A 13,931-nucleotide genomic window follows, 5' to 3' on the forward strand; every position below is an offset into this window, starting at 1 on the left:
GACCGGTCCCGGGCCTCGCCCGGGCGGCGACAGACGCACGTCCCCTGCCTCCTTTCGCGTGTCGCGCGCGGCCAGGGTCGTCGTTCTTGCGCTGGGCCTCGGGCAAGGCGCCTGCCTCCTGACCTTCATCCTGCTGCTGGCCCACGTCGTCGACGCTCTCGAGCCGACAGGCGTGGGATTCGCCGCTGAACGCCAGTATCGAGACTCCCTGCTGGGCTGCCTCGCCCTCGCCGCCCTCGGCGCGGCACTGGGGATCATGCGGGCGATCGAGTTCAGCGTGACCGAGAAGGCCGGCTACGAGGTCGTCCGTCGACTCCGCATGGACATGTACGGCCACCTGCAGCGGATGCTCCCCTCGCACCTCGTGCATCGGGCCCGTGGCGGGCTACTGCTCAGGCTCACCGGAGACCTCTCGATGCTGCGCATGTGGCTCAGCCGTGGCCAGCTTCAGGGCTCGTCGGCCGTCATCACGCTGATGGCAGGCCTGACGGGCGCGTTCGTCCTGGACCGTGCCATGGCGTCCGCCCTCGTGGCCGTCCTCTGCCTTGGTGCCGCGGTGTCGCTCTACAGCGGTCAGACGATGCGGTCCGCCACGCGCACGATGCGGCGGCGACGCTCGCTGGTCATCGGCAACATCGCGGAGCAGATCAATGCCCTCGCCGTGACGCAGGTGTCGGGCCGTGCGGGCGGTGAGTACGCCAGGCTCTCCCGCCAGAACGACTCGCTCAACCGAGCGCTGGGGCGGGTGGCCACCTTGCGGGGTCGGCTGCGCGGAATTGCCACCGGCACCAGCATGGTGGCGACCGCCGCCGTGGTGGCCACCGGTGTCGTCGAAGCCCGCAACGGCGCTGTTCTTCCTTCCACGGTCCTGCTCGAGGTGCTGATCGCACGCTTCCTCACGAGGTCGGTCAGGACCCTCGGACTGATGCACGACTACTGGCACCGGGGGCTGGTGTCGCGCCAGAAGATCGGGGACTTCCTCGCGAGCTCGAGCCGCGCCATCGAGGCTGAGCTCCTCGCGCCGCTGAAGGTGCGCCGAGGCCGCATCCGCTTCGACGGCGTCACGGTGGAGGGCACCCTCAAGGGCTTCTCCGCCGAAGCGGCACCCGGGACCGTGGTGGCCATCACTGGTGGGGCGGGTTCTGGTGCAAGCACGGTGCTCGACCTCATCGCCAGACTCGTGGACCCCGATGCCGGGACCGTCACGATCGACGACCAGGATCTCGTGGCCACCTACCCCGGCTCGATCGGTCGCGCCGTGGGCATGGTCAGTCCCGACCTGCCACTCATGCGCGGCACGGTCAGGCGCAACCTGACCTACGCTGCGGGGGCCGCCTCCGCGGCCGAGGTCCAGCGGATCGCCTTCGGGCTCGGACTCAACCAGGTCCTTCCGCGGATGGGGGGTTCGGGTGTGGCCGAGTGGCTCGTCGAGGGCGGACAGAACATTCCGTCCGCTGACCGACAGCTGATCGCCCTCGGCCGGGCGCTGATGGGAAACCCTCCGATCCTGCTGTTGAACCGGCCTTTCGAGGGCCTCGACCCGGCCAGTCGAACCCTGGCTCGTGCCATGGTCCTGCGTCATCGGGGAACCGTTCTCTGGTGCACCGACGAGCCGGACGACCTGGCCGAGGCCGATCTGATCTGGGTCGTGGACGGCGGGCAATGTGTCGAGGTGAAGGCCAGCAGCACCTACCGCGAAGAGCTGTGGACGAGCCGCACACCCCGGGGGAACCGATGGCCCGTCGTCAACACCTGAGGCGCGACCGTCGGCTGATGACCGGCTTCGGGGCCGCGACGACACTCTGCCTCGGGTCGGTCGGATGGCAGCTGACCGGCATGGCGGCACCCCCGCCCGACGTGGTCACCCGATCGGTCAGCGCCGGCACGGACGGCTCCATCGACCTCACGTTCGGGGGTGACACCATGCTGGGCGATGGCGCAGAACGCCTGATCGCCACCGCCGGCTTCGACGCACCGCTCGCAGGCGTGCGCGTGATGCTGATGTCCGGGGACGTCACGATCGTCAATGCCGAAGGCCCGATCACGACGGTGGCCGTGCCCGCCAATCCCGGCGCGAAGTACTCCTATGCGGTCGGCCTGCCCGGAGCGGCGGCCCTGGGCCGAGCGGGGGTGGACGTGCTCGGCCTCGGGAACAACCACGCCATGGATCGTGGCGCGGCGGGTCTGGCAGAGACCGAGCGGACGGCGGCGGCCTCTGGCCTCTCGACGTTCGGCGCCGGCGCCCGTCGAGCAGAGGCCATGCGGCCGCTCGTCCTCAGGTCAGGTCAGGAAACGGTTGCGGTGGTGGCGCTGGGCGAGAACTTCGGGCCGGCCCAGCGAAGCACGCCGACCACCCCGGGAATGGTTCCCTTCAGTCCCGACGTCATCGAGCGAGGGGTCATCACGGCGAAGCGCGCAGGAGCCTCGAAGGTGGTCGCCTTCGTCCACTGGGGCGACAACTACGCGGACATCAATGCGCAGCAACGGTACTGGGCCGGGCTGCTCGTCGACGCGGGGTACGACGCCGTGATCGGTACCGGTCCCCACGTGCTGCAGCCGATCGAGATCGTGCGAGGCATCCCGGTCGCCTACAGTCTCGGCAACCTCACCTTCGGCGCACCAGGCAGGTTTGCCAGCTACGGCAAGGTCGGGGTGGGCGCCGTCGCACATCTTCGTTGGGACGCGAACGGCCGCGGAACTCTGCTGCTGGACTGCGTGCAGACTGACAACCTCCTGAACGGGTACGTGACACGGGCCTGCCCTGCCGCACCCCTCGAGGCGGCCCACCGAATTCTCGGTCCGGCGGTGAGCTGGATTCAGAACCGGGCATCCCTCTCCTTCTGATGCGACGGCTACAGCTCACTGGGATGTTGCTGCTGATGACGGCGTTGGGCGCCACGGCCTGCAGCCAGGCCGTCGACCATGCGGCGGGCGTCCAGGGGGCCGGCCTCACGGGAACTGGCTCGTTCGAGTTCGCCCCCGCCGGTGCGGCACCGATCAGGGTCTTCTATGCAGTCGGCTCGGGTGACCTGGCGACCGGACGAGTGGTCGTCGTGATGCACGGAACGAACAGGAACGCGCGCGACTACCGCGACTCGTGGACGTCGCTGGTGAAGGACCGCCCATGGGTGGTGGTCGCGCCACAGTTCGACCAAGCGGCGTTTCCGGGGGCCGCGGGCTACAACCTTGGGGGCACGGTGGACGAGTCCGGAGACGCACGGCCCGCGCAGGACTGGTCCTTTGCCTACATCGAACCCCTGGTGGACCAGGTGCGAGCCCTGACCGGTGTGCGGGACCCCACCTTCGACCTGTTCGGCCATTCTGCAGGCGCTCAGTTCGTCCACCGGTACCTGGAGTTCGAACCGAAGGCCCGTGTCCGGCGGGCGGTCGCAGCGAACGCCGGCTGGTACACGGCTCCTGATCCCGACGTCGACTTCCCCTACGGCCTGGAGCACGCGCCGGCACCAGTGGACCTCGACGGCCTGTTCTCCCGTGACCTCACCGTGCTGCTGGGCAGCGAGGACGTCGAGGACGAGAACCTCCGACAGGACGCAGGAGCCTCTCGGCAGGGTCAGACGCGGATCGAGCGTGGCGAGGAGTTCTACCGGGTGGGGGGCGAACAGGCGCGCAGCCGTGGAACACCGTTTCGGTGGACGCTGCGCGTCGTCCCCGGGGTCGCGCACGACCACGCGCCAATGTCCGCGGAGGCCGCCGCCGTCTTCGCGCGCTAGCGCGTCGGCGCCCATGGTTCGGCTGGGCGATGCAACCACCCATGACGGGTTCCACGCTTCCCGCGTCACCAATTGACCTTTCAGACGTCACAGTCCTAGGAGGAGTCGTGTGCCCGGTAGGAAAGGTTCAGCGGTGAGCGAATCGGTATTTCGCCAGGGACCTGGAGACATGGAGCTCGTGGCTCGAATCATGTACTCCATGGAGGTCGCTGAGATCGACATGCCCCATGTCGTCATAGCGATGGTCCCGGGGTGTCCGCCGGCCAGCTACTCAGGCCCCTACCCCAGTGCCCTGGCTGCACTCACGGTGGCGGAGGCAGAGCATCGAGCCGACCTGGCAGCCGGGGGCACCGGGGAGGTCCGTTTTCGCGTCGCGGCACTGTACCCAGCCGAGCCCGAAGAGCTGCGAGAGCCAGCCGGAGCAGTCGCGGAGCCAGAATCAGGCACAGACCGTGGATGACGGCGACCCCGACGACCCCGTCGATGCGGCAGGCACCGTCGAGCCAGACGTGGACCTGGTCGAGCGCGCTCGCCAAGGCGATCAGGAAGCGGCCGTCCAGCTCTGGACCCGGCACTACCCCTCGGTGCTGCTGGCCGCACGACGGGTCACCCGGCAACCGCGGGACGCCGAGGAGATTGCCTCCGACGCGTTCGCGGGAATGCTGTCGGCCCTTGCCTCGGGCGCCGGGCCCACCACCTCCGTGCGCGCCTATCTCGTGACCTCTGTGCGCAACCTGGCCGCGAGCCGAGCTCGACGGCCGTCGTCGGGTGATGTCATCACCGACGATGTGGCCGTGTTCGACCGTGCCACCCCGGACACCACAGTCCACATGTCCGAGCTCGAGCTGGTGCGCCTCGCGTTCGCGGATCTGCCCAAGCGGTGGCAGATCGTGCTGTGGCGGACGGCTGTCGACAAGGACAGCAACATCGAGGTCGGCCGCGCCATGGAGCTCTCCCCCAACGGCGTGGCCGCCCTGGCCAAGCGAGCTCGGCGCGGGTTTCGACTGGCGTACCTTCGCGCGCACCTCTCGGACCGAGGGGTGGATGCCGGGTGCAAGCCCTTTGTCGACGGCCTCGCCGACCTGACGGTGTCCGAGGCCGGAGCACCGGACGCGCTGGTGAGCCACGTGGCCACCTGCCTCGGCTGTACGAGGCGCATGGAGGAGCTCAGAGCAGTCGACCGCAACCTGGCGGGCGTGCTCGGGCCCGCCATCCTGGGCCTGTTTCCCTCCTCGATGCTCGCCGGCGGCCTGGGTGCTGGCGCCGGGGCAACCGGGTGGCCCGCAACGGCCCTGTCCCCTTCCACCGCACGTCCCCGAGCCCGCTGGTTCATGGGCCCCGCCGCGGTTGGTGTGATCCTCGCGATCATCCTGGCCGTGCGGCCGGACGGACTGCCCACGCCACCGGCCTCAGCGGAGGTCCCCCGCGTAACCCAGCCGTCGGCGAGCAGCCCGACCAGCCCGAGCACCCAAGGCGCCCCGGCCCCTGCGCCGACCGTGACCCAGCGGCCAAGGCGACCAGCCACCCCGGTCACGACTCCACCCCGCACGAGCACGCCGCCACGACCCACCGTCCCCCGCCCCCGCCCCCGGCCCACATCCGTCGTGAACCCGACGAGCCCTGCCCCCACCACCCCTGCGGCCCGGACGAGTCCGATGGCCGTCGACCTGGCGATCGGGGGCGCCCGAACCGACACGGCCACCACCATCAGAGCCTCCGTCGAGGGCGTTGTCGGCCCGCCCACACTCGTCCTGGAGGTGCCCACGGGTGTCACCTTGACGCACGCCACGGGCGACTGGACCTCTTGCACCCAGAGCCAGACGAGCATCCGGTGCGCCGCCGCCAACGCCCAGGTCGTGACGTGGTCGGGCACCATCCACACGACCTGGACTGCGGCGGCACGCGGGCTGGTCCGCGCGACCGTTGAGGGGACCTATGGCAATGGTTCGCCCGCCCAGGGGTCGATCGAGGCCACATGGCCCCCGTAAAACCGCCGTCCGGCCCGTCCCTCGCGTCGTGGTCATCGCCCCAGACGTGAACCCGCGCGTCCCACGAAGGAGCTCGTCATGGATATTCCGGAACGGATCTCGGTGTCGTCGCTAGTGCTCGACGAGCTCGTGCAGGCCGTCGATCGGGTCAGCTTCCTCAACCACGAGTTCCATCGCTCCTACCTCCTGGATCCCTGCTGCCTGCTCGAGGCGCTGGTGGAGGTGTATGCCGCGTCGCTCCACCTCGTGCAGGAGAACGGCCAGTACGGCAACACGCTGGTTACTGGAGCCGGGTGAGAGGTCCCAGGGGGCAGGGGTCCCGGGGGGGAGAGGTCCCAGGGGGCAGGGGTCCCGGCGGGCAGAGGTCCTAGTGGGCAGCACGACGGCGGGCGGGTGTTTCTCCCGCCCGCCGTGCGCGCCTACTCGTCGCCGCGGGTGGTGACCGCGCCCAGGTCAGGCACTCTGCGACCCCCGTCGCCGACGCGCCACCATCACCAGCCCGAGTCCCGTCATCAGGAGCAGGACCCCAGCGGCCACCAGGGGGATGGCGTTCGAACCGGTGAACGCGAGCACCGGGGGGTCGGTGAACCCGAGGAACGGCGGCAGGTCATCCTCGGTCCACGTGAGAACGTCGACCGTCGATGGCGGGGACGTCACCGTGCCCGGCGTCTGGCTCCCAGGTGGTGGCGGGGTCTCCCCGTCGGCCGTCGCCACGTTGCGGACCCGCCCCGCGTCGACGTCGGCCTGGGTCACGACGTAAACGCTCGAGGTGCAGTCCATCGCTTCGCCCGGCGCCAGGGTCGTGGACGGGCACGTCACAGAGATGCCGAGGTCGGCGAGCCTGCGGTCGTCCACCTCAACGGCCTTCAGCGTGATGTTGCCGGTGTTGTCGACGTGGAAGGAGTACACGATCTCGTCACCGACAGCGGCCAGCCCGTCGTCGTTGGCGTCCTTGGTGATCTTCGCCGACTTGACCATCACCAGCCCGGGGGCCGCCTCGGGTGTCGGGGTGGCGGTCGCTGATGGGTCTGAGACCACAGGCGTCGTCGTCCGCGGAGGAGTGCCCGACGCCGTGGCGATGTTGGCCACCGAGCCCTTGTCCACGTCGGCCTGGGTCACGAGATACGCGCTGGAGGTGCACACCATCGTGGCGCCTGGAAGCAGGGCCGCCGACGGGCACGTCACCGATACCGCAGGAGCGGCTGGGGCAACGAGCTCGTCCTTGACGGAAACGTTCGTCAAGGTCACGTTCCCGGTGTTCCTGATCGTGAACCCGAAGGTGATCTCGTCGCCCACGCCGGCCAAGCGGTCGTCGTTCGCGTCCTTGGTGATCTCGGCGGACTTGACCAGCGACAACCCGGGCGTCCTCGGAGGCGTCGGAGTCGTGGTCTCCGACGGGTCCGTCACGACCGCGGTGGTGCCCCCGTGCGGCGTGCCCGAGGCCGTGGCCGAGTTGGCCACCGACCCCTTGTCCACGTCCGCCTGGGTCACGAGGTACGCGCTCGAGGTGCACACCATCGTCGCCCCCGGAGCCAACGGGCCCGACGGGCAGATCACGGCGACCTCCGGACCGGCGGGCGCGACCAGCTGGTCCTTGACAGCCACGGTGTCCATCGTCACGTTCCCGGTGTTCTTGATCGTGAACGAGAACGTGACCTCGTCACCGACACCGGCCAACGCGTCGGCGTCCGCATCCTTGGTGATCTTCGCCGACTTCACCAGCGTCAACCCGGGCGTGGCCGCGAGAGTGGGCTGGGTGGCCGTGTCCGTGGCGGTGACGTTGGGCCCGTCCGGCGGTGTGCCGGTGGCTGTGACGGTGTTGTCGACGTGGCCCGCCTTCGCGTCCTGGGCAGTGATCACGTAGTCAGCTGTGCAGACGATGGCGGCCGCCGGCGCCAGCGTCGCCGGGGTCACCGGGCTGCACACCAGGGTCAGGGCGGGCCCGGCGGGCGGCGCGAGCACGTCCGTGACCGTGACCCCCGTCAGGGTCGACTGACCGGTGTTGGTCGCCACGATCCGGTAGTGGATGACGTCGCCGGCGTCGGTCAGGCCGTCGTTGTTGGCATCGCTGACCGAGGTGATGGACTTGACGACCCCGATCGAGCTGCCCGGAGTCGCGACCGAGGCCGAGCAACCCACTCCTGGCGCGGGCGGGCAGTTGGCATCGACGGTGGGGACCGTCGTCGTCGAACCCGGGGTGTGGTCGGGACCCCCGCCGGGCATGAGGGGGATGGTCGTCTCCACCGCAGGCACGACGGTCGCCGTGTTGAGGATCTCGCCGGTGGTTCCGGCGGCGACGACGCCCGTGACGGTGTAGGTGATCGTGCCACCGACGTTGACGCGCACCGTGTCCGTGATGTCACCGGCGCCGCTGGCCCCACAGGCGGTCGGCCCCGACGGGGGCAACGTCGCTGTTCCCGCCGCGGTCACGGCGCACGTCCAGGTGGGGCTGGTGACCGCAGCAGGGATGGGATCGCTGAACGTCGCGTCGACCGCGTCGCTCGGGCCGTCGTTGTGGACCGTCACGGTGTAGGTGATCGGTTGGCCCGGTGTGTAGGAGTCCAGATTCGCGCTCTTCGTGATCGAGAGGTCGACCTCCGGGAGAACGGTCAGCGGTGTCGAACCCGGCGGGTAGAGCCCGACGATGGTCGAGATGTTGTTGGTGCAGTTCGGGATCGGGGCCCCGGTCGGGTCCGTGCACCCCGAGTTGCTGTAGACACCGGGGGTGTTGCTCGTGACCTGCACGGTGATGGTGCACGAGACCTCACCCTGCGCGAGGTCCCCCGTGGCGCTGATGGTGCCGCTGGTCACGCTGCTGGACGTCAGGTCGCACGTGCCTCCAACCGGCCCGGAGGCCACGAGCCCGGCGGGCAGGTCGTCGGTGAACGACCACCCGTTCTTGGCCATCAGGTCGGTGGTGTTCGTGACCGTGAAAGTCAACGTCGAGGTGCCACCTTGGGCAATCGTCGTGGGCGAGAAGGCCTTGTCGAGCTGCGGGGTGACGTCCACCAGCTGGGGCAGGTCGAAGCCGACGTCGTTGCCGTTGCCGTTGGCCTGCAGGTTACGCACGCGGAACCCGAGAGTCGGCGTCGCCCCGGTGACCGGCACCCGGAAGGCGTTGGACTGCAGCTTGGCCACACTGAAGTTGGCAGCGTTGATCGAGAAGACCACCCTGCTGGGGTCGGTGCACGGGTCCAGGTTCGTGCCGACCACCGTCGGGACCCCGTTGATGAGGATCGCCAGCTCCTCTTCGGCGTGGTTGCTGAAGCAGTTGGTCTCGGCGAAGATCCCCGAGACGGCGTAGAAGTGCCCGGCGATCGTGGGGATGGAGTTGTTGGTGGTCTGGAGCTGGAGTCCGGCTGACTGCGCACCCGTGGTGCTGTTCGTGTACTCGCTCAGGATCTGGTTTTGGGCAGACTGCGCGAGCGTCATCCCCTGGTAGCGGCCCATGGCGTCCGCCATGTCGCCGAGGATGGTCCAGGCAGCGTTCCGCCCACACTGGTCGTTGTTCGTCACGGCAGGGGTGCCCCCGTTCGCCGGCAGACCGGAGCCCTTCCGCATCACCCAGCCGTTGCAGGCGCCGGCCCCCGGCGCCCAGGCCGCGTCCGCGGCATACGTCTCGCCGTCTGCCGCCGCGCCGCCGACGTAGGCGCCGATGCGAATCGGGGCGGCGCTGGCGTCCACGGCGGAGAAGTCCTCGCTGTAGAGCAGCGTCCCCGCCTGGGGAACACCCGGGCTGCCCGGGGCGGCGTTCGCGGGAAGGGCGAGCCCGGCCGCCCCCATCACTGCGAGGAGGCTCAGCAGGACCGCCGAGGCCGTCCCCCGTCGCCCTCTGGTCCTCGCACCAACAGGTCCCTTTACAGGCCGCACTGCCTTCACGCTCTTCTCCCCCCGGGTCATGAGATGTCGCTAGTAGGACCACCTCTATGCCCGTTTGTGACGCTGGCTCCAGGCAGAGGCTGGCCTGCGGCGTTCGGGTCGACCCCCGTGCTGCCCGTCCGGGAGAGGCTGCGCGTCAGCGCTCGTCAACCTCCAGAGGCGCCTCCACGACGGAAAGGTGGCGGGTCACGGCGGGGGTCGGCGAGGCGAGGAAGAAACCCTGGACGAGGTCGAACCCAAGTGCCCGGACCTGGCTGAGCTGGTCCGGGCGCTCGATTCCTTCCGCGAGGGTGCTGATTCCCAACGCGCTTGCTATGTCGACCGCGGCCTTCATGACCGCCACAGCGGTCTGGCCCGAGCGCGCGTCGCTGGTGGTCAGTGCAGCCGCGAAGGCGCGGTCCACCTTGAGCAGGTCCACGGGCATCCGCTGGAGACTGTTGAGTGAGGAGTAGCCGGTCCCGAAGTCGTCGATCGCGATGCGCACCCCGAGGTGACGGAGCTCGTGCAGCAGCGAGATCGAGTGGTCGCTGATGGCTGCGGACTCCGTCACCTCCAGCTCCAACAGGCGGGGCGGAACAGCGAACTCGATCAGGGCGGCCTCTATGTGGTCCAGGAACCCCGCAGCGCCCAGCTCGGCCGCGGACACGTTCACCGCGAGTCGGACGCCGCGGCCCAGTCGCGACAGCTCCCGGCAGGCGTGGCGGAGCATGACCTGACCGATGGGCACGATCAGTCCGGACTCCTCTGCGAGCTCGAGGAAGTCCGCGGGCACGAGGAGACCGCGCGTCGGATGCTGCCAGCGCAGGAGCGCCTCGGTCGCCACGACCCTGCCCGTGCGCACGTCGTGCTGAGGCTGGAAGTGGAACAGGAACTCGTCGTGCTCGATGGCGCCAGCCAGGTCGGCCAGGAGGGAAGCCCGCTCCCGCGCGCGGACGCTCATCGACTGGGTGAAGGAGCTCATCCGGCCGCGCCCGACTCCCTTCGCGTCGTACAGGGCCAAGTCGGCCATCCGCACCATCTCGTCGGCGCTGATGCTCAGCGGGAGCGCGTGGGTGCACCCCACGCTGGCACTCATCTCGATCCGGTTTCCCCGAATCGTGAAGGGCTCGGCAAAGGACGCCTGATATCGGGCGAACAACACCTCCGGGAAGTCCGGAGTCGATTCGGGCTGGGCGATGACGGCGAACTCGTCACCCCCGAGTCGAGCGACGAAGTCACCGTTGCTGTGGGCCAGCATGCGAGTGGCGACCTGCTGCAGGAGCTCGTCGCCCACCCCGTGACCCAAGGTGTCGTTGACGGACTTGAAGTTGTCGAGGTCGAAGATCGCCAGGTAACTGGGACCAGGCCGTTCCCGCCCGGCGAGGCTCGACTGGAGTCTCTCGTTGAACCTGCGCCGGTTGGCGAGGGCCGTCAGGGGGTCGGTCTCTGCCAGTCGGACCATCTCCTGCCGGTGCATGAACTCGTCCGTGATGTCGACTCCCACCCCCCGCCAGCCGGTGATGGGCCCGTTGCGCGTGGTCATCGGCTTGGCCGACAGGGACCACCACCTCTCCTTTCCCTCCACCACCACGGCGATGACGTGGTCACGGATGGCCTCTCCGCGAGCCATGGCGTCGCCCAGCTCCTGAATGGCCTCGCCACCGTCCCAGGAGTCGTTCGCCAGTCGCCCCAAGAGCTGGGTCAGCGTCAGCTGTCGAAGTTCGTCCGTCGGGACTCCCGACACCTCGGACATCCGGTCGGAGGTGCGCGTGAAGTCCCCCAGCGGTGAGGTCTCCCAGAGCCAGTCGCGCGCTCCGTCCTCGAAGTCGTCGAGCAGGAGCTCGACATCCTGCTGAGCCTGCCGAGCAGTGAACTCAGCGACCGATCGTCGCTCGAAGGAGTTCGACAGGTACATGACTCCGACGATCAGGACTCCCCCGTAGACGAGCACCTGCAGCGTCATGACGTAGTAGGCGGTCTGCTCCATGAGGAAGAAGGCCGGAGCGAATCCGGCCATGTGGATGGCGACCCAGAGAATGCCGATGGGCCTGAGCGGCGAAAGCACCACGGCACCCGCACCCATGATCCCGGCGACTGTGGCCACGAGCACGACCTGACGCCCCGGGTCGACATTCGGGAGCACGTAGAACGCCAAGCTGGTGTTGAGGACGCCCTGGACCGAGATCTCGAGGGCGGTGATGCGAAAGACCCTTTGGCTTCCGGCCAGGTCCCGAGGGGCGGTCCCGTTGCGTTCGCTGATCCACCACACCGTCGAGCGGACGCCCGCCGCCAAGAGGGCCAGGGGCACCCACACCGCGCCGAACGCGGGGTGCTGGGGCGCGATGACGTACAGCCACAGGACCAACACGCTCATCGCATTCGCGACGTTGGCCCTGGGGGCCAGACGCATGTGCGCAAAGACCTGACGACGAAACAGCTCGTCCTTCAGCTCCGCGGCACGGCCGGGGAGCCCGGCCCCTGGGGCCATCACGGTCGTCCCGTGTGCGTCGATCGCGAGCATCGAGGTGTACTTCCTCCGGTCTGGCTGGTCCGGCTCGGGCCGCCATCCCCGCGCCGTCGACCACGACATGCGGCTCGCCTGTGGGAACCGTCGCTGATGAGACGACTTCGAAGGCCACTCATTACGCGCATGGCCCACCTTTCTTCGTGCGTAAGACCCCGTGCCGGCGAGGCGTCTTGGTGGTGGTCGGTCACCCCCTGATGACTGACCGGCCGGCGGGAACGCCGGCCGGGGCCCCGCGTGGATCCGTCCCCTTACGGATCGCGCGGGGCCCCTTCACTGCCGTGGCCGTCGAGGCGAGGGAACTGCCCTAGGCGGCCCGCCCGGAGAGAAGCTTGCGGACCGGCGCCGTGAGCGCCGAGGAGCAGCCGCCGCGGACCACGTACCTCAGCGTGAGACTCGCGCCGCAGTCGGCCGCGCGCTCCATTCCGGGAATGGAACCGAACACATTGAGGGAATGACGGAAGCCGCCATAGCGGATCTGCCTGACGTGAATTGCCTCGTGCGCCATGACCATTCTTGTCTTGGCCCAGCTCATGCCGGGCTGGATGTAGACCGTCGAGCGGCTTTGTCCCCAGCTGTGGAACACCGTCAGGCCGCGTACGGGGCCCTGGGTGTGGGCGCGGGAGTAGTCGATCTTCCACGTCGCGCTTCCCGCTGGGTCCAGAGCCCGCGCCCAGGCCTGGAAGGACTGCGCAGACCCTGCCTTGGCCGCGGCCTTCGGAGTGGCACCGGCACGGGTGGCGCAGGTGACGGTGGTCGAGACCCACTGCCCGTTGCGGAGCTTGAGCCAGCCCTTGGCCACCGGCCCCTTCACGCTGGCGCCGCGGCCGAGCGTGCCGACGACCGGGTATGCCGTGCCCGGGCCGGAGCGCACGTTTGCCCTGTTCACGCACACCTGCCGCACGGTCGCAGCGGGTTGCGCCGCGGCATACGTCAAAGCCATGGCGTGGTCCCCGAGTCGGGGTCCGGCCAGCGGGCTGGTCACGGGTGGCCAGTCCGGTGCGGCCACCGCCCTCGTCGCGGCGGACGGTGGGGCGGTCGACAGCGACGGGCCGACGCGGGTCGGCTCGCCCGTTGCCGCGGGCGCTGCCAGTGCAAGTGCCAGGGCGAAAGCGCCCACGGCGGCTCCGCAGGCTGACGGGTGGGACCGCTGTGTCTGACGGCCCGGGGATGGGTGCCGCCGCGAATGGCGTGCACCGGTCAGGACTTCCCTTGTTTGTCGTGCGAAAAGCATCCGAAGTCACCTCCGCCGATAATGGCGATTTCCCTTGGGGAGAGATTCTCGAGAACTGCCTGTCAATGACAGCGCCGCACGTTTCCAAACGCATGAGCGAACACGAGAAGAATTCCCTCTCACGCGACCGAAGATTGATTTGGCGCCGTCCCCATGTAGACCGATTCGGCCGATTGGGCATTACGACGACAGGGCCGGACGCCGACCTCTCGGGCGCCTGGAAGGAGCTCAGTTCCCGCGGTCGCAGCGGCGCTTCACCCGACGCGAGCGATCAGGCTCCGGACGGAACCGCCCGCGAGCCAACCGACGTCAAGCGTCAGGAGAAGTCGGACAGATCAGGGAGCCGATGTAGGCATTCGGCTGATGGTTGACGGTTTTACGTCGGTTGATCCTTGACACTCCTTACGTCAGTTTGTCCTGCGGGTCTTGGTCAGTGCACCTCCCAAGGGTCGTTTGTTGCGGACGGGGCCGGTGCTGTCGCGTCGCACGGTGCGCAGCAGCTCGTTGCCGATCCAGAACTGGAGGGTGTCGGGGCCGACGTGGACGTCGCAGCGTTCACCGGCCCGGTGGCGTCCGACGGAGACCTGTTGCCAGGA

General features: G+C 69.1%; 8 protein-coding genes and 1 pseudogene. 5 read left to right on the top strand and 4 right to left on the bottom strand.

All coding sequences use genetic code 11. From position 1 onward, the window contains the following. The first annotated feature begins 58 nt into the window (after positions 1 to 58). From AC1DWP_RS18030 to AC1DWP_RS18050, 5 genes are all read left to right on the top strand, one after another. On the top strand, positions 59 to 1,756 hold the full coding sequence (locus AC1DWP_RS18030; protein ID WP_477615869.1) for an ABC transporter transmembrane domain-containing protein: 1,698 nt from the start codon (positions 59 to 61) through the stop codon (positions 1,754 to 1,756). Between the two features lie 17 nt (positions 1,757 to 1,773). Then, positions 1,774 to 2,844: a CapA family protein gene (locus AC1DWP_RS18035; protein ID WP_477615870.1), complete on the top strand. Its 1,071-nt coding sequence runs from the start codon at positions 1,774 to 1,776 to the stop codon at positions 2,842 to 2,844. Beyond that, positions 2,844 to 3,731 carry a lipase family protein gene (locus AC1DWP_RS18040; RefSeq protein WP_477615871.1) on the top strand — a complete coding sequence of 296 codons (888 nt, stop codon included), beginning with the start codon at positions 2,844 to 2,846 and terminating at the stop codon, positions 3,729 to 3,731. Before AC1DWP_RS18035 ends, AC1DWP_RS18040 begins: the two co-directional genes overlap by 1 nt. 452 nt (positions 3,732 to 4,183) lie before the next feature. Beyond that, entirely contained in the window at positions 4,184 to 5,719 is a 1,536-nt protein-coding gene (locus AC1DWP_RS18045) for an RNA polymerase sigma factor (RefSeq protein WP_477615872.1), read from the top strand. 78 nt (positions 5,720 to 5,797) lie between these two features. After that, a complete protein-coding gene (locus AC1DWP_RS18050; protein ID WP_477615873.1) occupies positions 5,798 to 6,016 on the top strand; it encodes a hypothetical protein in 219 nt (72 codons plus the stop codon). Between the two features lie 156 nt (positions 6,017 to 6,172). Here AC1DWP_RS18050 and AC1DWP_RS18055 read toward each other — a convergent pair whose 3' ends face one another. The 4 genes and pseudogenes from AC1DWP_RS18055 to AC1DWP_RS18070 all read right to left on the bottom strand — a co-directional run. Then, positions 6,173 to 9,502, bottom strand: a complete 3,330-nt coding sequence (locus tag AC1DWP_RS18055) for a DUF7507 domain-containing protein (protein WP_477615880.1) — start codon at positions 9,500 to 9,502, stop codon at positions 6,173 to 6,175. Positions 9,503 to 9,734: 232 nt separating this feature from the next. Then, positions 9,735 to 12,167 (bottom strand): putative bifunctional diguanylate cyclase/phosphodiesterase, encoded by a 2,433-nt coding sequence (locus AC1DWP_RS18060; protein ID WP_477615875.1) that lies wholly within the window; start codon positions 12,165 to 12,167, stop codon positions 9,735 to 9,737. A gap of 241 nt (positions 12,168 to 12,408) precedes the next feature. Continuing rightward, positions 12,409 to 13,221, bottom strand: a complete 813-nt coding sequence (locus AC1DWP_RS18065; RefSeq protein WP_477615876.1) for an SH3 domain-containing protein — start codon at positions 13,219 to 13,221, stop codon at positions 12,409 to 12,411. A gap of 521 nt (positions 13,222 to 13,742) precedes the next feature. Continuing rightward, positions 13,743 to 13,931 (bottom strand): annotated as a pseudogene (locus AC1DWP_RS18070) (hypothetical protein); the annotation flags it as partial.

Source organism: Pedococcus sp. P2_F6 (genome assembly GCF_056403675.1).